The organism is Sphingomonas pollutisoli (assembly GCF_029167165.1).
Taxonomy (GTDB): Bacteria; Pseudomonadota; Alphaproteobacteria; order Sphingomonadales; family Sphingomonadaceae; genus Sphingomonas; species Sphingomonas pollutisoli.
On the sequence record NZ_JARFNJ010000002.1, the window covers coordinates 38,453 to 64,980 of the forward strand.

Annotated in this window: 29 protein-coding genes and 1 tRNA gene; 14 read left to right on the top strand and 16 right to left on the bottom strand. The window is 68.9% G+C overall.

Annotated features, from left to right (window positions below):
* Positions 1-22: 22 nt before the first annotated feature.
* From PX554_RS03615 to purQ, 5 genes are all read left to right on the top strand, one after another.
* On the top strand, positions 23-871 hold the full coding sequence (locus tag PX554_RS03615; protein WP_275499066.1) for a DUF4349 domain-containing protein: 849 nt from the start codon (positions 23-25) through the stop codon (positions 869-871).
* 97 nt (positions 872-968) lie between these two features.
* On the top strand, positions 969-1,748 hold the full coding sequence (purC, locus tag PX554_RS03620; protein WP_069206569.1) for a phosphoribosylaminoimidazolesuccinocarboxamide synthase: 780 nt from the start codon (positions 969-971) through the stop codon (positions 1,746-1,748).
* 13 nt (positions 1,749-1,761) lie between these two features.
* Positions 1,762-3,267, top strand: coding sequence for a hypothetical protein (locus PX554_RS03625; protein ID WP_275499071.1), 1,506 nt, complete (start codon positions 1,762-1,764; stop codon positions 3,265-3,267).
* Between the two features lie 66 nt (positions 3,268-3,333).
* On the top strand, positions 3,334-3,564 hold the full coding sequence (purS, locus tag PX554_RS03630) for a phosphoribosylformylglycinamidine synthase subunit PurS (protein ID WP_275499073.1): 231 nt from the start codon (positions 3,334-3,336) through the stop codon (positions 3,562-3,564).
* Positions 3,561-4,229: a phosphoribosylformylglycinamidine synthase subunit PurQ gene (purQ, locus tag PX554_RS03635; RefSeq protein ID WP_275499075.1), complete on the top strand. Its 669-nt coding sequence runs from the start codon at positions 3,561-3,563 to the stop codon at positions 4,227-4,229. The genes purS and purQ overlap by 4 nt, the downstream gene beginning before the upstream one ends.
* Positions 4,230-4,248: 19 nt before the next feature.
* On the opposite strand, the gene PX554_RS03640 is transcribed toward purQ, so the two are convergent.
* Positions 4,249-5,091, bottom strand: a complete 843-nt coding sequence (locus PX554_RS03640; RefSeq protein ID WP_275499077.1) for a GGDEF domain-containing protein — start codon at positions 5,089-5,091, stop codon at positions 4,249-4,251.
* A gap of 139 nt (positions 5,092-5,230) precedes the next feature.
* Positions 5,231-6,007 (bottom strand): queuosine precursor transporter, encoded by a 777-nt coding sequence (locus tag PX554_RS03645; protein ID WP_275499078.1) that lies wholly within the window; start codon positions 6,005-6,007, stop codon positions 5,231-5,233.
* Between the two features lie 73 nt (positions 6,008-6,080).
* On the opposite strand from PX554_RS03645, the gene PX554_RS03650 reads away from it, so the two are divergent.
* The 3 genes from PX554_RS03650 to PX554_RS03660 all read left to right on the top strand — a co-directional run bounded on the left by PX554_RS03650 (position 6,081) and on the right by PX554_RS03660 (position 7,605).
* Positions 6,081-6,157, top strand: a tRNA-Arg gene (locus tag PX554_RS03650).
* A gap of 30 nt (positions 6,158-6,187) precedes the next feature.
* Positions 6,188-7,057, top strand: a complete 870-nt coding sequence (locus PX554_RS03655) for a toxic anion resistance protein (RefSeq protein ID WP_275499080.1) — start codon at positions 6,188-6,190, stop codon at positions 7,055-7,057.
* A gap of 59 nt (positions 7,058-7,116) precedes the next feature.
* Positions 7,117-7,605, top strand: a complete 489-nt coding sequence (locus tag PX554_RS03660; protein ID WP_275499082.1) for a hypothetical protein — start codon at positions 7,117-7,119, stop codon at positions 7,603-7,605.
* Positions 7,606-7,693: 88 nt separating this feature from the next.
* On the opposite strand, the gene PX554_RS03665 is transcribed toward PX554_RS03660, so the two are convergent.
* The 12 genes from PX554_RS03665 to PX554_RS03720 all read right to left on the bottom strand — a co-directional run bounded on the left by PX554_RS03665 (position 7,694) and on the right by PX554_RS03720 (position 18,768).
* On the bottom strand, positions 7,694-8,482 hold the full coding sequence (locus PX554_RS03665) for an AIM24 family protein (RefSeq protein ID WP_275499084.1): 789 nt from the start codon (positions 8,480-8,482) through the stop codon (positions 7,694-7,696).
* Positions 8,479-9,420, bottom strand: a complete 942-nt coding sequence (locus PX554_RS03670) for an HpcH/HpaI aldolase/citrate lyase family protein (protein WP_275499085.1) — start codon at positions 9,418-9,420, stop codon at positions 8,479-8,481. Before PX554_RS03670 ends, PX554_RS03665 begins: the two co-directional genes overlap by 4 nt.
* The gene (locus PX554_RS03675) at positions 9,417-10,508 is read right to left on the bottom strand and encodes a cysteine protease StiP domain-containing protein (protein WP_093220324.1); all 1,092 of its coding nucleotides are present in this window, start codon (positions 10,506-10,508) and stop codon (positions 9,417-9,419) included. The genes PX554_RS03670 and PX554_RS03675 overlap by 4 nt, the downstream gene beginning before the upstream one ends.
* Complete coding sequence (locus tag PX554_RS03680; RefSeq protein WP_275499088.1) at positions 10,498-11,247, bottom strand: HAD family hydrolase; 750 nt, start codon at positions 11,245-11,247, stop codon at positions 10,498-10,500. Before PX554_RS03680 ends, PX554_RS03675 begins: the two co-directional genes overlap by 11 nt.
* Positions 11,244-12,347 carry a phosphoribosyltransferase domain-containing protein gene (locus PX554_RS03685; RefSeq protein WP_275499090.1) on the bottom strand — a complete coding sequence of 368 codons (1,104 nt, stop codon included), beginning with the start codon at positions 12,345-12,347 and terminating at the stop codon, positions 11,244-11,246. The genes PX554_RS03680 and PX554_RS03685 overlap by 4 nt, the downstream gene beginning before the upstream one ends.
* A complete protein-coding gene (locus tag PX554_RS03690) occupies positions 12,341-13,495 on the bottom strand; it encodes a trypsin-like peptidase domain-containing protein (protein WP_275499092.1) in 1,155 nt (384 codons plus the stop codon). The genes PX554_RS03685 and PX554_RS03690 overlap by 7 nt, the downstream gene beginning before the upstream one ends.
* Positions 13,496-13,516: 21 nt before the next feature.
* Positions 13,517-14,092 (bottom strand): TerD family protein, encoded by a 576-nt coding sequence (locus tag PX554_RS03695; protein ID WP_275499093.1) that lies wholly within the window; start codon positions 14,090-14,092, stop codon positions 13,517-13,519.
* A gap of 24 nt (positions 14,093-14,116) precedes the next feature.
* Positions 14,117-14,695, bottom strand: coding sequence for a TerD family protein (locus PX554_RS03700; RefSeq protein ID WP_093220338.1), 579 nt, complete (start codon positions 14,693-14,695; stop codon positions 14,117-14,119).
* Between the two features lie 15 nt (positions 14,696-14,710).
* Positions 14,711-15,826: a DUF475 domain-containing protein gene (locus PX554_RS03705; RefSeq protein ID WP_275499965.1), complete on the bottom strand. Its 1,116-nt coding sequence runs from the start codon at positions 15,824-15,826 to the stop codon at positions 14,711-14,713.
* 26 nt (positions 15,827-15,852) lie between these two features.
* Positions 15,853-17,031, bottom strand: coding sequence for a TerD family protein (locus PX554_RS03710; RefSeq protein WP_275499096.1), 1,179 nt, complete (start codon positions 17,029-17,031; stop codon positions 15,853-15,855).
* A 44-nt stretch (positions 17,032-17,075) separates the two neighbouring features.
* Entirely contained in the window at positions 17,076-17,657 is a 582-nt protein-coding gene (locus PX554_RS03715; protein WP_093220343.1) for a TerD family protein, read from the bottom strand.
* Between the two features lie 91 nt (positions 17,658-17,748).
* Entirely contained in the window at positions 17,749-18,768 is a 1,020-nt protein-coding gene (locus PX554_RS03720; protein WP_275499098.1) for an ATP-grasp domain-containing protein, read from the bottom strand.
* 201 nt (positions 18,769-18,969) lie between these two features.
* On the opposite strand from PX554_RS03720, the gene rplK reads away from it, so the two are divergent.
* From rplK to PX554_RS03735, 3 genes are all read left to right on the top strand, one after another.
* Positions 18,970-19,401 (top strand): 50S ribosomal protein L11, encoded by a 432-nt coding sequence (rplK, locus tag PX554_RS03725; RefSeq protein ID WP_093220348.1) that lies wholly within the window; start codon positions 18,970-18,972, stop codon positions 19,399-19,401.
* A 4-nt stretch (positions 19,402-19,405) separates the two neighbouring features.
* Positions 19,406-20,104, top strand: a complete 699-nt coding sequence (rplA, locus tag PX554_RS03730; RefSeq protein ID WP_275499100.1) for a 50S ribosomal protein L1 — start codon at positions 19,406-19,408, stop codon at positions 20,102-20,104.
* A 134-nt stretch (positions 20,105-20,238) separates the two neighbouring features.
* Entirely contained in the window at positions 20,239-21,039 is an 801-nt protein-coding gene (locus PX554_RS03735) for an EAL domain-containing protein (RefSeq protein WP_476712848.1), read from the top strand.
* Positions 21,040-21,043: 4 nt separating this feature from the next.
* Here the strand turns inward: PX554_RS03735 and PX554_RS03740 are convergent, their stop codons facing one another.
* Positions 21,044-22,963 (bottom strand): AsmA family protein, encoded by a 1,920-nt coding sequence (locus PX554_RS03740; protein WP_275499102.1) that lies wholly within the window; start codon positions 22,961-22,963, stop codon positions 21,044-21,046.
* Positions 22,964-23,067: 104 nt separating this feature from the next.
* Between PX554_RS03740 and PX554_RS03745 the strand changes: the two genes are divergently transcribed.
* The 3 genes from PX554_RS03745 (at position 23,068) to rplL (ending at position 24,789) form a co-directional block, all read left to right on the top strand.
* Positions 23,068-23,268 (top strand): hypothetical protein, encoded by a 201-nt coding sequence (locus PX554_RS03745; protein ID WP_093220356.1) that lies wholly within the window; start codon positions 23,068-23,070, stop codon positions 23,266-23,268.
* 547 nt (positions 23,269-23,815) lie between these two features.
* Positions 23,816-24,337 carry a 50S ribosomal protein L10 gene (rplJ, locus tag PX554_RS03750; protein ID WP_093220359.1) on the top strand — a complete coding sequence of 174 codons (522 nt, stop codon included), beginning with the start codon at positions 23,816-23,818 and terminating at the stop codon, positions 24,335-24,337.
* Between the two features lie 68 nt (positions 24,338-24,405).
* On the top strand, positions 24,406-24,789 hold the full coding sequence (rplL, locus tag PX554_RS03755; RefSeq protein ID WP_093220361.1) for a 50S ribosomal protein L7/L12: 384 nt from the start codon (positions 24,406-24,408) through the stop codon (positions 24,787-24,789).
* 256 nt (positions 24,790-25,045) lie between these two features.
* Here rplL and PX554_RS03760 read toward each other — a convergent pair whose 3' ends face one another.
* Entirely contained in the window at positions 25,046-26,224 is a 1,179-nt protein-coding gene (locus PX554_RS03760) for a hypothetical protein (protein ID WP_275499105.1), read from the bottom strand.
* Between the last annotated feature and the right edge of the window lie 304 nt (positions 26,225-26,528).

Genomic DNA, 26,528 nt, shown 5'->3' on the forward strand with positions numbered 1-26,528 from the left:
AACGTACTCGGAGGGGGCAACGATGCGCTTGGTCTGGCTGGTAATCGCGAGCGCCACATTGGCGGGTTGCGACAAAGCGGGTCACACGGCGAAGATGAACACGTTCGACGTTGCCGCACCGGCTGCGGACACGTCGGGTGCGCCGAAGATCGCGTACAGCTATTCGGTCACCTACCGGATTGACGCCGGCAGCATCGCCGGAGTGCAGGCGAAGCAGGTCGCGCTCTGCACCGCCCTTGGCGGCGCGCGCTGCCGGATCATCAAGACGAGCGTCGGAACCGACACCATCGAGGGCGGCACGAACGGCCAGACCAGCTTGCTGGTAGCGGCTGGCATCGCCAACGGTTTCAATGCCAAGCTCGACGCTGTCGTCGTTGCCGCCGGCGGAACGGTCCAGTCGCGCTCGACCAATGCGGAAGATATCACCAAGCAGACCATCGACACCGACGCCCGTGTCCGCGCCAAGCAGGCGCTGGCCGATCGGCTGCTCGCGCTGATCCAGCATGGCAGCGGCAACGTCGGCGATCTCGTCGCTGCCGAAAAGGCGTATTCGGACACGCAAGAAGAAGTCGATGCGGCGCGCAGTCTTCAGGCGGAACTGCGCCAACGCGTCGCGATGTCGCAGATCGACGTGGACTATACTTCATCCGATCCACGCTCGATATTCGCTCCCGTCCGACGCAGCGCTCGCACTGCCGGCGAGTCGTTCGGGAACAGCCTGGCGGCGTTGCTCACCTTCGTGATCGTTGCGCTGCCGTGGGTCGCTTTGCTGGCGTTGCTGCTCTGGCTCAAGCGGCGACTCGGCTGGCGCTGGTCGTTGCGTAAACGCATCACCCGGCGCCGGACAGACGCTGCCCCGCCAAGCGACTGATTGCGCGCCCCGCGCGCTTTCGGTATAGCGTCAAGCCTTCCCGCCCCGGCCGCGCGTCCCGCGATGCCGGGGCCGCTCATTTCAGGGGTATCGCCGCATGGCTCGCCGCCGCCAGATCTACGAGGGCAAGGCCAAGATTCTCTACGAGGGTCCGGAGCCGGGCACGCTGATCCAGTATTTCAAGGACGACGCCACCGCGTTCAACGCCCAGAAAAAGGGCACGATCAACGGCAAGGGCGTGCTCAACAACCGGATTTCCGAGCACATCTTCACGCTGCTCGGCCAGATCGGCGTGCCGACGCACTTCATCCGCCGGCTCAACATGCGCGAGCAGTTGATCCGCCAGGTCGAGATCGTGCCGATCGAAGTCGTGGTGCGCAACGTCGTCGCGGGGTCGCTCGCGAAGCGGCTCGGCATCGAGGAAGGTACGCCGCTCCCGCGCACGATCATCGAATATTATTACAAGGACGATGCGCTCGGCGATCCGATGATCACCGACGAGCATATCTCGGCGTTCGGCTGGGCGAGCCAGGAGGAGATGCACGACATCGCCGACCTCGCGATCCGCGTTAACGATTTCCTGAGCGGGCTGTTCGCCGGGATCGGCATCCGCCTGGTCGACTTCAAGCTCGAGTTCGGACGCATCTGGGACAATGATTTCGGCCGGATCATCCTCGCCGACGAGATCAGCCCGGATGGGTGCCGCCTGTGGGACATCGCGACCAACGAGAAGCTCGACAAGGATCGCTTCCGCCGCGATCTCGGCGGCGAGGTCGAGGCGTATCAGGAGGTCGCGCGCCGGCTCGGCCTGCTTCCCGAAGGCGCTGAGAACGCGGTCCTCGATCTCGAACAACACCGGCTGAACCGCGGCAAATAGGCGCGCGGGCGGCGTGATTCGCCGGCTCGCGAGCGCGCCCGCCACGCCGTTCGCGGCGTTGGCGGCCGGCTGGCTGCTGACGTGGCTGCGGGTGGCGACACCCGCCGCGCTCCACGACCCGTCGGTGCTGTATTGGCGCGGCTGGCAGGACCAGTCGCTCTACGTCCGCTCGGCGACCGCGCTCGCGCGCGGCGATTTCGCGGCGTCGGAGCATTGGTATCCGCTGCTCTATCCGCTGCTCGGCACGCCCTTCGTCGGCCTGTGGCCGAGCCAGCCGTTCTTCATTGCAAACCTCGCCTGTTACCTGCTCGCGTTCGCAGGATTCCGGCGGGTCGCCGCCGCGTTCGGCGTGCGGCGCTGGCCGGCCGCCGCGATCTTCGCCGCCACCACGCTCGTCCAGTTCGTGTTCGCCAAGCCGTGGATCGAGCCGTGGACCACCACCGCCTCGGCGGCGCTGCTGTGGCTCGCGTTCGGCATGGCGACACGCCTGTGGACGGAGGCGATGCCGAAGCGCCGCGAGGCCGCTATCCTCGGCATCGCCGTCGCGCTCACCCCGTTCGCGCGCCCCGGCGACGCGCCGATCGCGCTGATCGCGGCGGGGTTGGGGCTGGCGGCGGCGCTGCGCGCGCCATGCACGCCTCCCCCTCGCCGGGGCGTAGTGTTGACCGCGTTCCTCGCCGGCGGCACCGCCTTCGCGCTCGCGGCGATCCCGTGGCTGCTCGTGTATGGCCCCGGCCTGAGCCCCTATATGCTGTTCTCGGCGCGCTACGGCTTCAACTTCGCGTGGCTGGGCTGGAAGGCCTATGTCATCCTCGTCGATCCGCACGCGTGGTTCGGCGGCGGCACCGGGCTGCTCAAGGTCGCGCCCTGGCTGATTCTCGGCGCGGCCGGTCTGGTGCAGGCCTGCGTCACCGGCCCACGCGACCGCCGCGTCCCCGCGATCGCGCTATCCGCCGCCGCCGCGCTCTACACCTGCCTGATGCTCGCCTATGTGGATTTGCTGCCGACCGGGCTGTGGCGCTACAACAATGTCCATTATTTCAAATGGCTGCTGCCGCTGTTCGGGCTGTTCGCGGTGCGCTTCGTGATCGTCGGCGCACGCCGCCCGGCGACGCTCGCGTCGATCGTCCCGTTCCTGCTTTTGCTGTGTGTGAAGATCGTGCCGGTCCCCGTCGGCGCCGATGATCCCGCCCGCCTGCTGATCTTCAGCCAACCGCGCGGCAGCGTCTGGAGCGATCTGTATTTCGCGACCGCCTGGATCACCGACGCGCACGGCGAGCAGCGCAATTCGTTCGACTATCACCAGATCCTCGACCCTGCCGAGGTTCGGACAGTCGCGCTGCGCCGGCCGTTCGCAGGCGACGAGCGCTGGATCGGTGACGAACGCATCGCCGCGCAACTCGCCGGCACCGATACCGGCGGCTATGCCCCGCTCTACCTCACCGGCCCATGGCCGCGCACGCCCCTGCGCCGCTACGGCGCGCGCGTGACGCTGGGCTGGCCGAGCGCGCTGTTCTGACAAGACTTGCGGCGCCCGCCCGCCATCGCCATAGCGCCCGCAACCTTTTCAAGCAGGATAATGCTCATGAAGCTCCGCATCTTCGTCACGCTGAAACCGGGCGTGCTCGATCCGCAGGGCAAGGCGATCCACAAGGCGCTCGACGGCCTCGGCTTCGCCGGGGTCAACGATGTCCGCCAGGGCAAGCTGATCGAACTCGACGTCGCCGATGATACCGATGACGCCAGTATCGACGCGATGTGCCGCCAGTTGCTCGCCAACACCGTGATCGAAAACTACCGGATCGAACGCGCATGAAGACCGCCGTCATCGTCTTTCCCGGTTCGAACTGCGACCGCGACATCGCGGTCGCGCTCGAATCGGTGACCGGCCGCAAGCCCGAGATGGTCTGGCACGGCGACAGCGCGCTGCCCGACGGCGTCGGCCTCGTCGCGCTGCCTGGCGGCTTCTCCTACGGCGATTACCTGCGCTCCGGCGCGATCGGCGCGCGCTCGCCGATCATGCGCGCGGTGGTCGAGGCGGCGGACAAGGGCCTGCCCGTGCTCGGCATCTGCAACGGCTTCCAGGTGTTGACCGAGGCGGGGCTGCTGCCCGGCGCGCTGATGCGCAACACCGGCCTCAACTTCGTGTGCCGCGAAGTCGCGCTGACGGTGGAGAACGCGCAGACCGCCTTCACCAGCCGCTACGCCCAGGGCGAGACGATCACGATTCCCGTCGCGCATCATGACGGCAATTATTTCGCCGATGCCGAGACGCTCGACCGGATCGAGGGCGAGGGCCGCGTCGCGTTCCGCTACGTCGGCAGCGTCAACGGCTCGGCGCGCGGCATCGCCGGGGTGCTCAACGCCGGCGGCAACGTGCTCGGCATGATGCCGCATCCCGAACGCCGGATCGAAGCGGCGCACGGCGGCGACGACGGCCGCCGGCTGTTCGAGGGGCTGCTCGAAACCGTCGGCGCCTGATCGCTTCGCCCTCGCTCGCTCAGGTCATCGTCCGGTTCCGCCCGGCGTGTTTGGCGCCGTACAGCGCGTCGTCGGCATCCCCCATCGCCTTCGCCAGCGTCGCATAGTCACGCGCCACCGCCATTCCGCACGAGAAGGTGAGCGCGTGGCCGGCCCTCGCCGCGATCGGATTGGCGCGCAGCCCGGCGCGCAAACGCTCGATGATCTCACGCGCTGTATCCAGACCGGTGTCGGGCAACAGTACCGCGAACTCCTCGCCGCCCCAGCGCGCGCTCAGGTCGGAACGGCGTAACGCGCCGCCCAGCCGGTGCGCGAACTCGCGAAGCACCTCGTCGCCCGCGTCATGCCCGAAGCGGTCGTTGATCGCCTTGAAATGATCGAGATCGAGCATCGCCACCACGGCGGTGCGCTCGCGGTGGAGCAACGGCGCGACCGCATCGAGAAAGCCGCGCCGGTTGCGAAGCCCGGTCAGCATGTCCTTCTCGGCGGCGTCGGCGAGCCGCTCGATTCGCGCGCTCGTCTCGGCGGCGGCGCGCGCCACCCCGCGCAGCAACTCACCGACGAGGTCCGGCCCGCCCTCGGGAACCTCCGCGATCCGCTGGCCGCGCTGGAGCATCCGCAGCAGCGTGGTCGCGTGCGCGACGGGGGCGAGCAGCGCCCAGATCGCGCCGATCGCCGCTGCGGTGCCGGTGATGGTCGCGGCGAGCAGCGGCACGAACAACCGCCAGTCCCATTGCCGCACGACGGCTTCGGTGATGCAGAAGGCGATCAGCGGCAGATGGACCGCGCCGAAGCACAAGGTGAACAGGCGCAGGTGGAAATTGCGCGGAAACAAAAACCGCGTGGCATCGTAAAATCGCATCGTCTTGGCTTCCCGGGAATACGGCACGGGCGAGCCCGTCGCGCGGCGGCAGCGACGCTAAAGAAGCGTGATTTCCCAAATGCTAACGCCGCGCCGTGCCGCTGAACGACGCCGGCGCGACCGCGTTCCGTGAAACCGCTCAGACGCCTGCGTGGAACGGCGAGAAATCGGTCCCGCGATCATAGACGTCGATACCCTCGCGGCGCTTGAGAAAGCCCACCACCGCGTAGGTGACCGGGGTCAGCAGCACCTCCCAGCCCACCTTCAGCACGAACTGGCTGGCCATCACCATCAGCATCGCCTGTACCGGCCAGTCGGGCAGTCCGTAGAAGGCGAGCGGATAGAAGACGAGGCTGTCCGCCCCCTCCCCGACGATCGTCGAGCCGATCGTGCGCGTCCACAGCCATTTGCCGTCGGTCAGGATCTTCATCCGCGCGAGCGCATAGGAGTTGAGCAGATCCCCGACCCAGAAGGCGCACAGCGAGGCGAACGCGATCCGCCCGCCGATGCCGACATCGACATAAGGGAAGGCCGAAACCACGTGCGGCGGCGAACCGAACACGTATTCGTAGTGCGCCTGGCCGCCCCAATCGGCGGCGGGCGGCAGCGCCACCGTCGTCCACTCCATCGCCACCAGAAAGGCGAGCGCGACGAACCCCGCCCACACCACGCGGCGCGCGCGGGCGTACCCATAGACTTCGGTCAGCACGTCATCGAGGATGTAGGAGAGCGGAAAGAACAGGATGCCCGCCCCGAACGGCCACAGCCCGATCCACGGCAGATCGATCACCGCGCGCTTGCCCGCGCCGACCACGTTCGACAGCACGAGGATCACGACGAAGGCGACCATCACGAAATCATAGTAGCGGAACTGCCTGCCCCGCAGATCCGCCGCCACCACCTTGTCGAGCATCATCGCGCCCCCTTCGCGGATTTGGTAATATCGCCGTTTCGCAACGGCGCAATCCGCGCTAACCGGGGCAAGGCGCGCGCCCGTAGCTCAGTTGGATAGAGCAAGGAGCTTCTACCTCCTTGGTCGGGGGTTCGAATCCCTCCGGGCGCGCCAGTTGCCCGATGGGTCTTGAAGGATCTGCGTTTGTCCGTACCCGAGCGAGACCGTGACGTTCGCGCCGAGGCCCGGCTGATCCTGCGGCAATGGCTCGCATCGGCGGAGGACGCGGTGCTTTCCGCGATCGACGCGCTCGGGCGGCAGGCGATCGCCGCCGCCGCCGAGGCGAGCGGGCGGCTGGAACGCGGCGTGGGGACGACCGCCGCCGCCGAACAGGGGCTCCAGACCTTGCAGACGCTCGCGCTGAGCATCGCCGAGCCGCCGCCCAAACCCGCGTGGTCGCTGTTCCCCGGCCGCGCCGTGGCCGAAACGCCGACGCCCCCCGCCGCGCGGATCGAGGCGCTGGTCGACACGCTCGCGCGCGAACGCGATTCGCTCACACGCGCGCGGATCATGATCGACACCGATCGGGCCAGGCTCCGCGCCGCCGCGGAGGCGCTCGACGAGGCGATCGAACTGATCCGCGCCTGCGCCAGGGCGGTCGAATCGGCGGCGCGCGAAATCGCGCTCGATCGGCCCGATCGCGCGCGGTTCCTGCGCGGCCCCGCCGCCGAGCGCCTGCTGGCGCGCGAACAGGACGTGCTCACCCAGGCCGCCGTGACCCAGCAGGGCATCCTCACGCTCGATCTGCTCGCGAACAGCCAGGATGCGCTCGCGCAGGCGCTCGACCGCGCCCGCGAGACGAGTATCGCCGCGCTGCGCACCGCGCTCGCCGCCCGCCGCGCGGTCGCGGGGAGCGAGGCGCTCTCCCGGCAGGCGGCGGCGCTGGAACGCACCGCCGATGCGGCGCGCGATGCGCCCACCGCCGGCGACGCGCTGCACCGCGCGCTCGACGATGCGATCGCGCAGGCACGCCGCGCGATCGACGCGGCCGAGGCATCGCGCGGCGCCCTCTAGCGCGCCGTCGAGTCGATGCTCTACCGTGGCCGCGACGGCGCAGGCGTGAGTATGATGAGTTGACGGGATTCCTGGACAGACTGGCGGAATGGCTGAGCGGGCCGATCGAATCCTCGCCGACGGTGACCGGCGCGCCGCCGTCCCCCGCCCCGCCCGCTGGCCCGGTCATCTCCGCCGACGATCCGCGCCTGCCCGAAACCTCGCGCCCGCTGGTCGCGCGCCTGCTCGCGCTGATCGCCGAGATCGAGGCGCGAACGCGCGACGACACGCTGATGATCTCGGCGGCGACCGAGGTGCGGCAGATGCGCGACGATCACCTGCCCCGCCTGATCGAAAGCTATGCCGAGATTCCGCCCAGCCACCGCGCCGAGATCTTCCGCCAGACCGGGCGCTCGGCGAGCTACAATCTCAACCAGGGCTTCGAACGCATGATCGCCCGGCTGGAGGCGCTGTCGCGCTCGCTCGCGCAGGAGGATCTCGACAGTTTCGCCGACAACCTGCGCTTCATCGAGAATCGCTACGGCAAGGGCGACGATCCGCTGCGATAGCGAGGTCTTCCCTGACCGTTCGTGTCGAGCGAAGTCGAGACACCTGCACTGTCCCTCGACTTCGCTCGGGACGGACGGATGTGGGAGCTTACCCCAACCGCATCGTCGGCGTCAGCCACACCGTCCCGCGCCCGCGGAACAGATACACCAGCCCCTCGCCGCTGCGCCACGCGTTGCGCAGACCCCGCACGAGCGGGCGAAGCTCGACCTGCAAGCCCGCCGAATACATCAGCATCAGATCGCCATCGACGATCAGCTCCTTCTGGCCGTCGAGCTCGACCACCTCGATCTCATCCGCCGGCACCGGCGATTCGACGACGAACGCGCCCGCGCCGGTCAGCTTGGGCTGCATCAGGCCATTGCCCGAGAGGATGCCCTGCACCGAGCGGTGGATATGGGTCGAGAGCGCGACATTGGCGTCGCAGGCGTAGAACGCGCCGTCGTCGAGGATCAGCGCATCCTGCGGGCCGTCCATCGCGGCGAGGATGAAGTGCTTGGTCGTCACTTCGGTCCAGACCTCGCCATAGCCGGCGTAGCGCGTCGCGAACGCGCTCTCGCCCGATCCCGCCGAGGTGATCGCCCGCGAGAGGAAGCCGCCCGCCCCGGCGTTCTTCTGGATATCGACCTGCAGCTTGCCGTGGGCATATTGCAGCGCGCCCGGCTCGAGCAGCGCAGCGCCGCCCTCCAGCACGATGCGGACCTGCCGCGCCGTCGCCGCGTGCGGCGGGTGCAGATGGATCACCGGAGCGGTGCCACCGCTCGCCGATGCGGCGGGCAGCGGCATGTTGAGCACATGGCTCTTGCGCTCGAACTGATAGACTTCGAAGCGCACGCCGGCGCTGGCCTGCTCGTCGATGCGGGTACGAAAATCGCTCATTGGTCGGCTCCTGTGATGAGGCGCAGCGCGGGCTGCGGGTCGGCGATTCCATAGAGCGCCGCGCGTTCGAGCAGCCGTTCGGCCCAGGCGCGGTGCGTTGCCGGCTCGCACATCGCGCCGTCATGCGCGAACACGGCCGGCGCGTCGTCGGCGAGCATCAGCCGCGCCTCCTCGATTTGCGCGGTCGGCACCGCGAGCGCGGCGTGGATCACCGCGATCTGATCGGGATGGATCGCGGTCTTGCCCTGCAACCCGTGCTCGATGTCGCGCGCAACCTCCTCGCGCAGCAGCGCAACATCGGCGAACCGCTCGAACACCGGCGCGCTGAGCGCGAAGCCCCACGGCGCGAAGCTCGCGACGAGGCTGGCGATGATCCCGCCGAGCGGCCCGTCATAGGCGGTGCGCCCCGCCGGGCGGCGCAAGCCCATCGCGCGCAGCAGATCGTTGCCGCCGATCCGGAGCGCGACGATGCGATCCTGCACCACCAGCAACTGGTCGCGCAGGCGCCGCATTTCGTGCGGGTCGCACGCTTCGCGCGTCTCCAGCGTCGGCATCAGCCGGTGCCGGTCATGAAACGGCAGCGCGAGATAGGCCGGCATGGTGTCCGCATGCGCCTTGGGGATGACGAAGCCGGTCAGCCGCTCGACCCCCGGCATGCACAGCACATGCTCGAGCATCGCCGCGTCGCGCGGGCGCACGAACAGCAGCGGCTCGCCCGGCCCCGCGCCGCGCGCCAACAGCGTGCGCAGGAACGCCGCGAGATGCGCCAGCGCCAACGGCACGTCGCGATCGAGCACCGCATCCTCGAGGCACAGCACCGCCGATCGCAGCCCGGCGATCCGGCGACCGCCAAGCAGTGCCTCGGCGAGATCGTCGCGCGTACACGGCATGTACAGCGTCGCGCCGAGCGCGAGCGCGGGAAGCGGGTCGAGGGTCATGCATCGTGTCCCAAAGTGCGGATGATCGCCACCGCGCGGTAGCGCGAGCGCTCACCGAGCGGCTCGACCGGAATCTCATGTTCGGCGGCGAGATGGAGCAGATGCGCGACATCGGCGTCACCCGGATCGCGCACCAGCAGGCGCTCGGGCATGCGCCTGAGCAACGCGCGCGTCGCCTCGGCGATGCCGGGTTTGATCCGGTTGCGGTCGCGCGTGCCCGCATGCGCGAGCAGCGCCGCCATCATCGCCTCGCACCCCGCGCGCAGCGCCGGTCGGCGATCGGCGTGGTCCGCGATCGGCCGGGGCGCGGCGGCGGCGGCGAGCGGCGCGATGCCATCGACGAAGGCGCGCGACAGATCGGCGTGGGCGAACTGCGGATAGGTGACGCAGGCGTGGAAATCCTCCGGCCCGACCACGTCGGCGTTGAGGATCGAGCGGCTCACCAGCCCCGAGACGATGCCGTTGAGCAGCCCCGACGCGATCAGATAATCGTCGTCGGTCGCGGCGAGGTCGGCCTGCCCCGCCGGATCGGCGATCACCGCGAGTTCGGGCGCGAAGCCGAACGGGCGCTCGGCGAGCGCGGCGCGGAGTTCGCCCGCGATCGCGCCCTTGCCGGTCCAGCCGTCGACGAACACCGCGTCACGCGGATCATGGCGTGCCGCGATATGAGCGAGCGCGTTCCGGTCGATGCCGCGATCGCGGATGATGCTGACGGAATAATGGCTCGCCCGGTGTCCCCAGGCGCGCAGCGTCCGCGCGAGCAGCACCCCGATCGGCGTGCCCGCGCGCGCCAGCGACACGATCACCACCTCGCGCCCCGGCCGCCGCTCCGCGAGATGCGCGGCGAGGCTCGCGACATCCTGCGCCAACCGCGCGCCGTTGCGCGCCAGCGCGGCGTGGTACAGCGCGAGATAGTCGGCGCCCGGCACGCTCTCCGGCGCGATCATCTCGGAATAATGCCGCCGGCCCGATTGGATCGCCGCTTCCTTCGCCGCGACATCGGTCGCAGGCATTGCCACCGGCTTGAGCAGGAAGGTGACGTCGGCGGGATCGTAGCTGCCGGAGAACGGCGCGGCTTCAGCCGACATCGAACAGGCCCCCCGCGAGTTGCGAGCGCGGCGGCATCATCGCGAAGTCGCACAGCGCCATGAACGGCGCATCGGTATGGCTGTCCCCCACGCCGATCACCGGCGCGTCGGGGAAGCGCGCGCGCAGCGCCGGCAGGATATGCGCAACGGCATGCGCCTTGCCGAGATAGGGCGGCATCAGCGCGACATTGTTGCCGTTGCGATGGTCGGTCCAGCCATCGGGCAACGCGGGGATCGCGGCATCGACCACCGCGAACAGCGCCTCGGCATCGGCATCGGCGTGCTTGGCGAGCGTGTAGAGCGGCAGATCGCCCTCGTTCAGCACGCGCGCGTTGATCGCGACGCCGCGCGCGCGCGCCTCGGTGGCGATCGCGTCGGCGAACACGGCCAGCGTCTCGGCATGGGGGGCGGCGCGCAGGGCAATGATCTCAGCCCAGCCCGAATCGATCGCGCCGGTATCGTCGAGGATCACCCCGCCATGCGCACACACCGCCGCGCGGAACGGAATGTGCGCCCGTCTGAGCGCATCGAGGCTGCGCGCGGTGACGGGCACGAGATGGGTGGTTTCCGCCAGCCACTCGAGGAACATCATCTGGCGCGGCGTGGCGTAGCTCAGCGGTGCCCCGTCCTTGGCGAATCCAAGGGGGGTCAGCCGCTCGACCGGCACGTCGGGCGGGCATTTTCGGAGTGTCTGGAACAATGTGTCGTCGAGATCGACGAGCGCGATCGCGCGGATCATGCCGACCAGCCGATCGTCGTCGCGTCGAGCGCGGCGATCAGCGCCGGGTCGAGCGTGTCCGCGCCGGTCTCGTGCGCGATCAGCGTCATCCGGCCGTCGGCCGGATCGGCATTGTAGAGATAATTGGGCACGCCGGTTTCATAATTGTCGGAGAAGCGCAGCTTGCTGGCCATCGCCAGGCCGATCCGCGCCGGGCTGCGGCTGGTCGCCTGCACGACCACGTCATGCCCCTCGGCGGCCAGCCGCTCGGCAAGGCGGAAGGGCAGATAGGTGAACTCGCCGGTGCCGAGCACGCGCACCGGCCCGGTGATCTCGGGCACGGCGCTAACCGGCGGCGGCGCCACCGGCGCGGCGATGCCCAGCCGCCCGAAATTGCGATGCGACCGCATCCGCCCGAGCGACGCCGCCGCCTGATCGAACCGCGCATCCGCCACCGCCACCGCGCCCTGCGTCCACTCCAGCCGCCCGCCGAGCAGCGCCGCCACCGCGGTCGGTCGCGGCATCCGCGCTCGCCAGTCGCGTCCGCGCGACCAGTCGGTCAGCGTCGCCACCACGATCTCCTCGACACGCGGCCATGCCGCCACCAGCGCCTCGGCGAGGTTGCACAAGGTCGTGCCGGTCGAAATCTCGTCATCGACGATCACCAGGCTGCGCGGCTCGGGCAGGTCGGGGCGGTAGATCAGATGCGCCGAGGCATGGCTGTGCGGCTCCTCGAACCGGCACAGCAATGGATGGTCGAGTTGCTGTCGCGTCGAATGGAGGAAAAACACATCGTCGCGCCCGGTCGCCGCACGCAGTTCCTCATGCACCGTCTGGCCAAGGCACACGGCGGTCTCCGCGAGGCCGATCACCATCATCGGGCCGGGCAGCCCGGCGGGAATGCGCGCCGCCAGATCGCGCGCGCTCTCGCGGATCAGATGCGGCGGCGTCGGCAGATGCCGCCCGAGCACGCGCGACACGACGAGGAAGCCGCGCCTGGGGTTCTCGCGCGCGGCGAATGCGCACAGCCGGTCGAGCGGCCACGCGGCCTCCTCGACCGCGATGTCGAGCCGCCCGGTCGGCAACTCCACCGCGCGCGTCTCTTCGGCGATGCTCAGCATTCGCACGTCACCCGCGCGATCATGTCGCGCGCCTGGCGCACGACGGCGGCGCGGCCGATCACGGCATTGCCGTGCGCCATCTGCGGCTCGATGCCGAACGAATCGAGGAAACTGAGGATCATCGCGCCCTTGATGCCGAAATTGATATTCTCCGCGCTCGCCCCGGTCTGGCGCACGCGGTCGAGATTGAGCGAGGAACATACCAGCCCGATCAGATGCCCCGCCATGTCGAGAATCGGACCGCCGCTGTTGCCGCTCGCGATCGGCGCGGTGAATTGGAACAGGCTGCTGTCGTTGCCGATCCCGGTCAGCGCCGCGATGTTGCCCGCGCTCGCCTGCGGCCCGGTGCCGAGCAGCCCCTGCAACGGAAACCCCAAAGCGACGACATCCTCGCCGAGATGCAGCCCCACTTCGGAGCGGAACTGCGCGATCCCCGCGACCGGCGCCTCGACCCGCAGCAGCGCGAGATCGTTGCGGCGGTCGGCGAACACCGTGTCGGCGGCGAGCGGCCGCCCGCGCGCCTGCACCGTCACCACCCGCGCATCCTCGACGACATGCGCGTTGGTGAGGATATGGTGGCGCTCGACCGCGACACCGCTCCCGCTCGATGTGCCCGCGCGCGGGCCGCGCTCGCCATCCGGCGCCTCCGGCGGCTGCAATCGCGGGATCAGCCGCATTACCCAGTCATGATCGATCCCATAGGCCGCCGCGATCGCGCTCAGCCCCATCGCGAAGCCCTGGCCGTTGGCGGCGATCCGCCACCCGCCCTGGTGCCGATAGCATTCGATCAGGATGACGGCGGCATCGGGCCGTGTGCGCAGATCGGCCGCGAAGCGCATGTCGCCCAGCTCGACCGCCACCGCCCGCCCGATCGGCCGATTGCCGCGATCGAAAGCGATCAGAAGCAGCCGCTCGACCGCGCCCGGCATCTCGTCGAGCGCGACGTGCAGCCGCGCCGCATCCTCGAACCGCGCGGCGGGGCGCATCTCCCGCGTGACCGCGTCGATCGGCGCGAAGACCGGCGACACGCGCCGGTCTGCCCCCAGCGCGATCAGCGCCAGCGTCGGCGGGTCGCCGCCACCTCCGGCGAGCGCGAACATGCCCGCGCCGGAGATGGCGGCCCGTTCGCCCGCGACCAGATCACGCATCGGCGGGCGATGTCCTGCGGGTCAGACGTTGACGCCGAACGACTGCGCGAGCGGCCCGAGCCCGCCGGCGAAGCCCTGCCCGATCGCCTTGAACTTCCACTCGCCATTGTTGCGGTAGAGATCGCCGAAGATCATCGCCGTCTCGGTCGATGCGTCTTCGGACAGGTCGTAGCGCGCGATCTCGGTGCCGCCGTCATTGTTGACGACGCGGATATAGGCGTTCGAGACCATGCCGAAATTCTGGCGCCGCGCGTCGGCGTCGTGGATCGTCACCGCGAAGCTGAGTTTCTGGATCTCGGCGGGCACCTGATCGAGCGTCACCACCACGACCTCGTCGTCGCCGCTGCCCTCGCCGGTCTGGTTGTCGCCCTGGTGGACGACCGCGCCGTTGGCACCGTTCTTGTTGTTGTAGAACACGAAATCCGCGTCCGAACGGACCTTCCCGCTCTCGCTCAGCAGGAAGACGCTGGCATCGAGATCGAACCCGGCGCCGTCGGTCACGCGCGTATCCCAGCCGAGGCCGACGCGCACGACCTTGAGGCCGGGCGCCTCCTTGCTGAGGCTGACGTTGCCGCCCTTCGAAAGTGAAACTGCCATATCCAACTCCTTGTCCGGCCGATATCAGCCGATGTTGACGCCATAATTGCGCGCGAGCGGGGCGAGGCCGCCCTTGAAGCCCTGCCCGACCGCGCGGAACTTCCATTCGCCGTTGTTGCGATAGACTTCGCCGAAGATCATCGCCGTCTCCGTCGAGGCATCCTCGGCGAGGTCATAACGCGAGATTTCGCGGCCCGTCGCATCGTTCACGATGCGGATGAACGCATTGGAGACCATGCCGAAGCTCTGGCGGCGCGCCTCCGCCTCGTGGATGGTCACGGTGATCGCGATCTTCTGCACGTCGGCGGGCACGCGGGTCAGCTCGACCTTGAGCGCTTCGTCATCGCCATCGCCCTCGCCGGTGCGGTTGTCGCCGGTGTGCTCCACCGACCCGTCGCCAGAGCGCAGATTGTTGTAGAAGATGAAGTCGCTGTCGCTGCGCACCTTGTCGCCCGCGGCGAGCAGGAAGGCGCTCGCGTCGAGGTCGAAGTCCGCGCCGTCCGACGTGCGGGTGTCCCAGCCGAGCCCGATCAGGATCTTGCTGAGATTGGGTTCCTCCTTCGACAGACTGACATTGCCGCCTTTGGTGAGGCTAACCGACATGGTGGTGTCTCCTGCTTACGAGTTGTTGAGCCGCTCGCCGGTGGCCACGATCGCGTCGTCATCGTCGTCACCCTTGGCGCGCAGCGACGCGACGAAGGCGAGGCCGATCAGCCCCGCGCCGATCAGCCCGGTCACCGTCTCGGGAATTTCGAAGCGCACCGACAGCAGCATGATCGTCGCCAGCGCGACGATCGCGTAGAACGCGCCATGCTCGAGATACCGATATTCGGAGAGCGTGCCGCGATCGACCAGCATCACCGTCATCGACCGCACGAACATCGCGCCGATGCCGAGGCCGAGCGCGATGATGAACAGGTTGTTCGAAAGCGCGAACGCGCCGATCACGCCGTCGAACGAGAAGGACGCGTCGAGCACTTCGAGGTACAGGAACGCCGCCAGCCCCGATTTCGCCGCCGTCACCGCGACCGCCTGGCCGCCGGCATGCGCCGGGCCGCCCTGCGCATCCTCCTCGCCATCGGCCTGTTCGAGCACCGCGCCGATCGCCTGCACGGCGATATAGGCGACCAGCCCGAAGATGCCCGAGGTGATGAAGGTCATCGCCTCCTCGGGCGCGATCAGCCGCGAAATGCCGTAGAGCGCGAGCAGCACGATGCCGATCGCCAACCCGGAAATGCGCGACAGGCCCGAGAATGGCCGCTCGATCACGCCGATCCAGTGCATGTCCTTGTCCTCGTCGAGGAAGAAGGTCAGCCCGACCATCGCGAGGAACGCGCCGCCGAACCCGGAAATGCCGACATGCGCGCCGGTGATGATCCGCTCGTAGGTGACCGGATCGGTCGCGGCGAGCTTGAGCGCCTCGATCGGCCCGACCTGCGCGGCGATCGCGACGATCACCAGCGGGAACAGGATTCGCATCCCGAACACCGCGATGATGATGCCCCACGAGAGGAAGCGGCGGCGCCAGATCGGATCCATGTCGCGCAGCACGGTCGCGTTGACGACGGCATTGTCGAACGACAGCGAGACTTCGAGCACGCCAAGCACCAGCACGATCCACAGGATGCCGAGCGTGCCCGCGACATCATGCGTGATCGCCCAGCCCAGCACCGCGCCGATCGCGAGGCACAGCGCGGTGAAGAGCAATGATCCCCTGAAATATTTGAACACCATCATCCCCCGGTTCGCCGCGTGCGGCCTCAATCCTTGCGCCCGGCGACCCAGCGCAGGCCCCAGCCGAGCGATTCGTCGAACATGCGCGTATCATGGAGATATTCCACGATCCGCGTAACCTTGATTGCACCCGCGTCATTTTCGATCAGCACGATCCCGCACAGCCTGCGGTCGTCGCGCCCCTCGGTCAGCCGCACCTCGATCGGCGGCTGGTCCGGCATGGTGACGAGCACCACGCCATCGGTCTGCTGCCAGTTGGGCACGCCCGAATAGATGTTGGCGAACACCGCGACGCGCTTGATCTGCGCCCAGAACGCGCCGTTGATGCGCAGCGTCTCGCCCGCCGACACATCGCCGGTGCGGTCATCGCCCGACAGCGCGATATAGGGCGCCTGATCGAACGACCCGAACGCGTTGCCGAGCGCCTGCACACCGCCCTTGCGCCCGTCGATGAGCTCGAAGAGGCAGCCGATGTCGAGATCGATCGCGCTGCCGCCGCCGAACAGCCCCTTGCGCCCACGCGACCAGTTGAGGTTGATCGTGATCTCGCCGAAGCTCGCGCCGCGCTTGGCGAGGCTTACGGTCTGCCCGCGCTTCTCCAGCGTCACCTTGCTGAGGCTGACCGGCGGCGGAGCGGGCGGGGGCGGAGGAGGAGGCGGTGTCGCAGCGGCCGGCGGCTCGTCGGCGACGTCGATCCCGAACGACCGCGCGAGCGGCGCAAGCCCGCCGTTGAACCCTTGGCCAACCGCACGGAACTTCCATTGCCCATTCCGGCGATACAGTTCGCCGAAGGTCATCGCCGCCTCGCTCGCCCCGGCGAGCTGCGGCCGAAAGCGCAACGCTTCCCCGCCACCACGCGGCGCAACGGTGATCTCGGCGCCGTCGAGCCGGGCCAGCGTCTCGCCTCGCGCCTGCGCGTCGGGGAGCGTCACGCAAAACACGATCCGCTCGATCTCGGCGGGCAGCCGCGCAAGATCGACCTCGAACGCGCCCTGCCCGCGCGACGCATCGAAACGGATGCCGCCGCCATCGCCCTCGGGCTGGTTGTAGAACACCATGTCGGCGTCGCCGCGCACCTTGCCGGTCGCGGTCAGCAGATAAGCGGACGCATCGGCGTCCACCCCGCCCGTCGCGCTCCAGGCGAACGTCACGGCCAGCGCGTCGCCGGGGACGGGCGCGTTGCCGCCCTGTTGCAGATCGGTCATGCGATCTCCTGTTCGTGTCGGCGAAAGGATGGTGGCGGGCGGCGTCAGAGCACGCCGCGGATCACACCCATCATATCGTGGAAGGTCCGTCCGGTGGTGCGCTCGCCCAGCGCCTTCATCTCCCAGCCATCGCCCGAGCGGACCAGCTTCGCCATCACCTGCCCGGTGTGCGGACCCGATCCGCTGAGATCATAGCGCGCCATTTCCTTGCCATTGGTCGAATCCACAACGCGGCAATAGGCGTTTTCGATCCGGTCGAAACTTTCGCCGGTGAAGCTGTTGACGGTGAACACCAGCGATCGCACCGTGGCGGGCACCCGCGTCAGATCGACATTGATCGTCTCGTCGTCGCCGTCCCCGGCGCCGGTGCGGTTGTCGCCGCTATGGACGATGCTGCCGTCCGCGCTGACGAGCTGCCGGAACCACACCTGATCGAGCAGCGCCCCGCCCGCATCGAACAGCAGGCACGACGCGTCGAGATCGATATCGCCGCCACCGCCGCCGAACAGGCCGAACAGCCCCTTGGACTTGCGCACGTCCCAGCCCACGCCCATCGCCACCCGCGTCAGCGTGCCGCCGCCCGACTTTTCCAGCTTTACAGTTTGGCCTTTTTGCAGACTGACCACGCTGGCTTCTCCATATTTTCGTTTTGTAACGTTCTGTATGCCAAGCGATTATGACAGTTGACCTACAAACCACAAGGCCGGCGGTTCCGCCTCATCCCCGCGCCGCATCGGTTCGTCGTCGCCGCTCGGCATGGACTACCGCGACGATTTCGACGTTCACATCGGCGTCGAAGCGCCGCGCGGTGCCTGTCACGACATCGACCCAGGTCGCGCTGAACGGCACGCCCACCGCGTCGCAATAGGACGCGCCGCCCGCCGCGCGCGTGTTGATTTCAAGGATACGCCACGCCCCGCCGCGATCCTGCCGGTACTGGACGTTGACCGCACCGTGCAGCGCGTAGCGCGCGACCAGGCCGGCGGCGTGGGCGATCAGCGGATGCCGCGTCTCGATGCGCTGCCGGTTGGCGTCGAGCTTGGTCCGCACCGCCGCGACCAGCGTGTCGCCACGATCCGCGACGATGTCGACCGATGCCTCCAGCCCCGGCAGATGCTCCATCACCAGCAGCGAGAAGGTCTCGCCGCGCGCCTCGCCCGCCCGCAACGCGGCGGCATAGACCTCGGGCGCGATCCGCCGCGCATCGGGATCGGCGAGATGCTGGAGCGCGGTCGCCGCATCGAGCGTCCAATAGCCGGCGCCGTAAATGCCCGTCGCCGGCTTGACGCAGGCGACCGCACCGCCCCGCGCGATCGCATCCACCGCCGCCTCGAACGCCGCCGCCGTCGTGACCGGGATCGTCGGGCACAGCATCGCATCCCCGGCCAGCGCCGCCGAAAACGCCGCCTTGTCGTCGAGCAGCCGCAATGTCGCCGCGTCGGCGGCGACATGCAGCGCGATCCCTTCCGCCGCGAACCGGTCGGCCATCCCGGCGACATCCATGCGCCCCCGCTGCGCGACCAGCGCATCGACGCCGCGTTCGATCGCGGTCGCGAGCAGCCATTCCGGGTAATCGAAGGTGCCGCGTGCCGGCTCGCGCCAGAATTCGGGCGCGACATCGCGCACCGGCGACTCCGGGTCGATCGCGCTGACGCACAACGAAATGCCGGGCCGCTCGACGGCGATGCGAGAGACGATGTTGCGGAGCGAAAACGCCTGGTTGAACCACAGCTTCATAGCTCGGCGGATATCGCCCCTCGCCGTCACGTCAACCGCGGCGCGCCGATTGCATCGCCACGCCGCTTGCGCTATGCGCCCGCGCTTCCAGAGCGACAGCAATGGGATTCGTGCGGGAGGGCGCTGTGACACGCGCCCGCTACCAACCGCTAGACTTGATCGGGGCACGCCACCGTGCGGGCCCGACCGAAAGAGAGTGACATGGCAAAGAAGATTACCGGATACATCAAGCTGCAGGTTCCTGCAGGCAAGGCGAACCCCTCGCCGCCGATCGGCCCGGCGCTGGGTCAGCGCGGCGTGAACATCATGGAGTTCTGCAAGCAGTTCAACGCCTCGACGGGCGATCAGGAAGTCGGCACCCCGCTGCCGACCATCATCACCGTCTATGCCGACCGCAGCTTCTCGTTCGAGACCAAGACGCCGCCGGCGACCTATCTCATCAAGAAGGCCGCGAACCTGAAGTCGGGTTCGAAGGAGCCGGGCAAGACCTCGGCGGGCAAGATCGCCCGGTCGAAGCTGTCGGAAATCGCGCAGGCCAAGATGAAGGATCTGAACGCGAACGACATCGAAGCGGCAACGCGCATCATCGAGGGCTCGGCCCGCGCGATGGGCCTCGAAGTGGTGGAGGGCTGATATCATGGCAAAGCTGACCAAGAAGGCGAAGACCCTCGCCACCGTGATCGACCGCGACAAGCTGTACGGCATCAACGAGGCGATCGAATTGGCCCGCGCCAACGCGACCTCGAAGTTCGACGAGACGATCGAAGTCGCGCTCAACCTCGGCGTCGATCCGCGTCACGCCGACCAGATGGTGCGCGGCGTCGTCACGCTGCCCAAGGGCACCGGCAAGACCGTGCGCGTCGGCGTGTTCGCCAAGGGCGCGAAGGCTGAGGAGGCGCTCGCCGCCGGTGCCGACGTCGTCGGCGCCGAAGACCTCATGGAAATCGTCCAGGGCGGCAAGATCGACTTCGATCGCTGCATCGCGACCCCGGACATGATGGGCGTCGTCGGCCGGCTCGGCAAGATCCTGGGTCCGAAGGGCCTGATGCCGAACCCCAAGCTCGGCACCGTCACGATGAACGTCGCGCAGGCGGTCAAGGACGCCAAGGGCGGCCAGATCGAATATCGCGTCGAGAAGGCCGGCATCATCCACTCGGGCATCGGCAAGGCGTCGTTCCCGGCCGAAGACCTGCGCGCGAACTTCGACGCGCTGGTCGATGCCGTGGTCAAGGCGAAGCCGGCGGGCGCCAAGGGCAAGTATGTCCGCAAGGTCGCCGTCAGCTCGACGATGGGCGCCGGCATCAAGGTCGACACCGCCGAGGTGAGCGCGGCGTAAGCCACGCCACCGCGGGCAAGACCATGAAGGGCCGGGAGCGATCCCGGCCCTTTTTGCGTGCGCCCATGATCGAAGTTAACCACTTTCCTGATTCATAAGGCTTTTCTTTGAACTTTCACGGGCATGATGCGCGCATGGCCCTTCCCGTGACCCCATCGGCGCCCGCGCCCGCCCCCTGTGCCGGATGCCGCGACGGCGGCGATCTCGATTTCGCCTTTTCGATGGCGTTCCAGCCGATCGTCGATATCGTCACCGGCACGCCCTTCGCCTACGAAGCGCTGGTGCGCGGCCCCAACGGACAAGGCGCCGCCAGCGTCCTGTCGCGCGTGTCGGACGCCAACCGCTACGCCTTCGATCAGCAATGCCGTGTCCGCGCCATTTCGGTCGCCGCCGCCGCCGGGCTGATCGACACCCGCGCGCGCCTGTCGATCAACTTCCTTCCCAACGCGGTCTATTCGCCCGCCGCGTGCATCCAGTTGACGCTCAAGACCGCCAGGGCGGTGGCGTTCCCCACCGACCGGCTGATCTTCGAATTCACCGAAAACGAGCGGATGGCCGATCCGGCGCACGTCGCCGATATCATCGCGACCTATCGCAAGATGGGCTTCGGCACCGCGCTCGACGATTTCGGCGCGGGGCATGCCGGGCTCAACCTGCTCGCGCGGTTCCAGCCGGACATCATCAAGCTCGACATGGAGCTGATCCGCGGGCTCGACAGCAGCCTGCCGCGCCGGATGATCGTCGATGGCGTCGTCAAGATGTGCGCCGCGCTCGGCATCACCGTCATCGCCGAGGGGATCGAGACCGCCGGCGAATTGGCGGCGCTCCGCGCGATGAACGTCCGCTACGTCCAGGGCTATCTGCTCGCCCGGCCCGGCTTCGAGACGCTGCCGCCGATCGCGTTCGACGTGACCGCGGAGCCGCCGATCGCCTGAGCCGCTACCGCAACGCCGCCGCGCTCAACCGCGCGCAATCGAGTGGCGCGAACGCCGGGCGCGGCGCAGGCTTGTCGCCCAGCCCGATCGCTTCGCCGATCGAGCGCCCGAGCGCCTTGAAGAAGCCGCCGACACCCGGCTTGCCCGAGGGCGCGTCGCTCCCCGCGATCGCGATGGCGGGTTTGCTGAGCGTGCCGCCGATGCGGATCGGGTCGACGATGCGCAGCGCCGGATCGTCGCGCGTGCGCCCCGCCAGCGTCAGCGCGATGCGCTCGTCGCGCAGGTCGATTCGCCCGCTGCCGCGCCCTATCGAACTGCCGGTGTCGATCGCCAGCGGGTTCGGCGTCAGCACGCCGCCCCGCGCGCGGAACGCGGCGACGAGACAGCGTAGCGGCACCCGCTCGGACGGGTGCAGGATCGCCTGTTTGATCGTGCCGCCAAGATCCTGCCCGAGCACATCCGCGACCACGGCCTTGATCGTGCCGGCGTTGGAGACGATCGCGGCGCTGCCGTCAGCATGGCTCAGCGCCTCGCGCACTGTATCGCCCTGCCCGCTGAGCGCGATCCGCCCGCGCACGATGCCCGTGATGTCGTCGGGCGACCCGACCAGCGTGTCGAGCGTCATCCCCTCCAGCCGCAGATCGGTCGACAGCTTGGGCCGGCCGCTGCGGTGATCGACCCGGATCACGCCGGTCATCCGCCCGGTGGCGAGCGTCGCGACGAGACGGTCGACCGTCAGCACTTGATGGTCGAGACGAAGCTCGCCGCGGAGCGTGCGAAACACCGTCCCGCCGCCCGACAGCAGATGATCGACCCGGAACGCGATCGTGCCGTCGGTGCGCCAGAGATGCGAAAGGTTGATCCGCGTCGGCGGCAGCACGCGCGGGCCGATCGCGGCCTTGCTCGCCGCCGCCCTGGCACGGCCGGCGTCATCGGCGAGGTCGTCGAAATCGAACTGGCTGGCGCGCATCTGCGCGTCGATCCTGGTGCGTCCGTCGCGCTTGAGGATGCTCGCCTTGCCGACGAAACGCGAACGCCCGATGCCGCCGCCGATCCGGTCGAGATACCAGTCGCGCGCATCATGCCGCACCTGCGCGATCAGCGCGATCGGCCGCGTGCCGAACAGCCCGGCCTCGATCGCGCGGTCGAGGTTCTTGAGCGTGGGTGCGCGCGCCGTCACGGTCGCGCCGAAGCGATGCGTGTTGAGCACGCCGTCGGTCGTTCCTTTCGCCTCCAGCCGCAGCGCCGGCGACACCAGATGCAGTTCGACCGGCCATGCCGCCGCCGGATCGATCCCGTCGATCCGCCCGCCGGTCACGTCGAGCCGCGCGGGCGTACCGAGGAACGTGCCGGTCGCGGCCAGCCGCAGCCCGGATGCACCCGTCACCTCGAACGGCCCGGAGACGCTCAGTTGCCGCTTGGCATCGCGCAGGCTGAGCCGGCCGTCCCGGACCGTCAGCCGGGTCAGCCCCGGCCCCGTCGTGGCCGGCGGCGCATCCGCTGGCCGGGGCCGCCCCTTCCAGTTGGAGCGCCCGCTCGCGTCGCGCACCAGCGCGACCTCGAGCCCGTCGATCACCAGCGCGTCGGGCTTCACTCCGCCGAACAGCAGCTTGAACACCGGCAGCCGCATCGTCACCGCCCGCGCGCGCAGGAAATCGCCACCGCCCACCCAGCCGGGCTGTTCGATCCGCACGTCTTCGATCACGATGTCGGGCGTGTAGGAGAAAGCCTGCAAACGGCGGATCGCGCCGATATGCGCGGGCGCGCCGAGCCGGGCGGCGATCCGCCGCTCGATCGCCGGGCGCAACAGCCCGAACGGCAGCGCCCCCAGCGCGAGCGCGAGCAGCGCCGCGAGACCGGCGACGATCAGCCCGGCCCATCCGGCGCGCCGCAGGAGCGACCGCGTCGCCGGTGTCATCGCCATAGTCCGATCGCCCCTTTTCCCACGCCTCAATCATCGGGCCGGCTTTTGGTTGCGCGCGCGGACACGGTCTGGACAGCGCGCGGCGCATCGTTATCAGCGCGCGCATGGCAGTCATCGCAACCATCATGAACACGGCCACCGGCCAGCCCATCCAGAAAATGACCTTCGGGCGCATGCCCAAGCCCTGGGTATCCTTCAATCTCGCCACCGGGGAACTCGTCACCGCGGACCGCGTCGAGGTCGGCAAGCCCGCGCCGGGCAAGGTCGTCGTGCCGGTTTCGGTGTGGGTGACGGTGAAGGCGTAAGCGCGGTCGGGGTAAAGGGGCCGGTTGCTCCGGCCCCTCCTCTCCTCACTCGCAGCCCGGTCGGGCGAGCCTGTCCGCGAAACCTCCGGCGCGGCCGACTCATCGAAGGTGAATCGGCGGAACCCGTCGAGTGTCTCGCAAAGCCTCCGGCAATGCTACAAGGATGATGCCGCGCGGCGGCCACGCTCAGCGTGGTTCGCCGACAAAATCGCACGCTTCGCCGCATAAAGACGCGATCGTCGAACGGCAATTGACTTTGCCGCCAATGCCGCTAACAGCGCGCCTTCGCCCGGCACGCGTTCGCGTATGCCGGGTCCGTCCGAGACAGTGGGTGCGCCGGGTTTGCCGTCGCTTAATTTCCCGCCGAGACGGGGAATGGAATTCTGGTCCGGGCGTTCCGCGCCCGCGCCCTTCGGTCCGTCGCCATGTGTCGCGGTCCGCCCATGCCCCTTCGCTGGACAGCCCCCGGAAGGGTGCGGCTGTTGCGCCGCGTTCCTCCGGGTCAACCGGCCCGCCGTTCGCGGTGGGCCAACACGTGGAGAATGGCATGGATCGTGCTCAAAAGACCGAGCTCGTCGCCGAGCTGAACCGCACTTTTGCCGAAGTCGGCGCGGTGATCGTCACCCGCAACCTCGGCATGACCGTTGCGCAGTCGACCAAGCTGCGCAACGCGATGCGGGATGCCGGCGCGAGCTACAAGGTCTCGAAGAACAAGCTTGCCAAGATCGCGCTCGACGGCACCGACTATCTCTCGCTGGGCGACATGCTCACGGGTCCGGTCGGTCTCGCCACTTCCGTTGATCCCGTCGCGGCCGCCAAGGTGGCCGTCGAATTCGCGAAGACGAACGACAAGTTCGAAATCGTCGGCGGGGCGATGGGCGCGACCGTCCTCGACGTAGACGGCGTGAAGGCGCTGGCGACGATGCCGTCGCTGGATGAACTGCGTGCCAAGATCATCGGCCTGCTGGTTGCTCCTGCAACCAAGCTCGCCACGATCACGCAGGCTCCGGCGGCACAGCTCGCCCGCGTCCTCCAGGCCTATGCCGACAAGGACAAGGAAGCCGCCTGATTTCAGGCTCTTTCGAGATTTTTCTTACCTGAACAGACCGGGGCGATGCCCCCTATTGGAGACTACACATGGCAGACCTGAACGCGCTGGTTGACCAGCTTAGCGAACTGACCGTCCTCGAAGCCGCCGAGCTTTCGAAGCTGCTCGAAGAGAAGTGGGGCGTTTCGGCCGCTGCGGCCGTCGCCGCTGCGCCGGCCGCCGGCGGCGCCGGTGGCGCCGCTGCCCCGGCTGCTGAAGAGCAGACCGAATTCGACGTCATCCTCACCGGCGACGGTGGCAAGAAGATCAACGTCATCAAGGAAGTCCGCGCGATCACCTCGCTCGGCCTGACCGAAGCCAAGACGCTGGTCGAGTCGGCTCCGAAGGCCGTCAAGGAAGGCGTGTCGAAGGACGAGGCCGCCAAGATCAAGGCGCAGCTCGAAGCCGCCGGCGCGACCGTCGAAATCAAGTAAGCCGCAGTCGGCACGCGGGCTGGCACGCCAGCCCGCGAGACCGACAAGGCCGGCCGGCGCGGGCGCCAAGCCCGCGTCCGACGTCATGGGCTTGGCCCATGACGGCTTGCAAAAAGAAGGGGCGGCATCCGCGAGGATGCCGCCCCTTTCTTATACCCACCGTCGCCCCGGCGCAGGCCGGGGCCGCCAAGTTGTCCGCCGGGCGGGTTGCCAGAACCGAAACGGCCCCGGCCTCCGCCGGGGCGACGGCTTATCCTCAATCGTCTCGCGACACCGTGAACGACAAATGCCGCACGCGATCATGCATGCGCGGCGGCCCGTCGAGCCGGAACGGCCCGAGCTTCGCGTCGGCGCCGCGATCAAGCCCGACGACGAACGAAGCGGCGCTGCGTCCGTGCCCGCCCTCCCACGCATAATCAAGCGCGACCGTCATCACCGGCACGAACAGCGCCCGCCCCTCACCGACCCCCTGGATCGCGAGCGGCGGCATCACGTCGCGCGGCAGCATCGCGGTGCCCTCCAGCGCGGCGGTCGCGCCGGCGGCGAGATCGAACCGCGCGACGACCGCGCGTTCGATCGGCGCGGCGAACAAGGCGTCGAGCGTCCGTTCGAGCCCCGGCTCGACCCCGAACAGCCGCAGATCGAGCGCGATCGCGCGCGCGTCGACTTCGCCGGCATTGTGCAGCACGATGCGATACTCGACGGCCGCGCTCAGCAGGTTGGTGCCGGCCCGCTTGACCTCGAGCGCGATCGCGATCCGCGCGCGCGGCGCCGCCACCGCCTCGGCGACGGGCGCGGGCGCGGGCGGCGATGGTGCCGGTGGGGGTGGCGGCGCCGTCGCCGGCTCCGCTTCGGCGGTGATCTCATCGTCCCCGCGCCGCCGCCGCCGGTACAGCACGACACCGGCGCAGACGGCGATCAGCGACACACCGGCCGCCCACAGCCCGAGTGATCCCCAATTCTTCGCGGCCGGGGCGGATGGCGGGGTCGCCGCGACCACAGCCGCCGGCGGCGAGGCCTCTGGCGCGGGCGCTGACGTCGGGATCGCCGTCGGTGCGCGGGCCGGTGTGAGCGCCGGCGCGGGCACGGTCGCGCGCGCGATCGGTGTCGGCGTAGCGGCGGGGGTCGCCCTTGGCGTCGGCGTCGCCCGAACCGTCGGGCGCACCGGCGGCGGCGTCACCGTGGCGGGCGTCGGGGTCGCGCTCGGCGTGGCGGTGGCGCTCGGCGTCGGGCGCGGCAGCGGCGCGACCTTGGGCTCGGGCGTCGGCACCGGCGTCGGGCGTGGCGGCTCGGTCGGCAGGCTGAAGCCTTCGAGTCCCGGGATCGTCGCGGGCGGCTGGCTGTTCTGCGCGCCCGCGCTTCCGGCCGTCCCGACCGTCACGGCCAGCGCGAGCACCGCGCGCGCGCGGCGGGTCGCAGGAAAAAGCAAAGTCAAAATCGCCTCGGTGCGTCGTTCAAGCCCATGCCATACGACCGCGTCATGATAAGACAAGCGCCAGACGCGCCGCGCGCGCCGACCCGATCGCGCGGATTGTCGGCCGGATTTGACACGCTCCAACACCGCGCCTATATGGCGTCCTTCACCACGACTTTCGGGAAATGACGTGCCCTCGCGCAGCATGTCGATCGGATTGGAGGTTGTGGCCTTACGAGGACGCCGAGAAGCTGCTGTTTTCCGAGTATCGCGGAGGACATGCGGCTTTTTGCGTCTTTCCGCGTGCCCGCCCGGGCGATCCGGG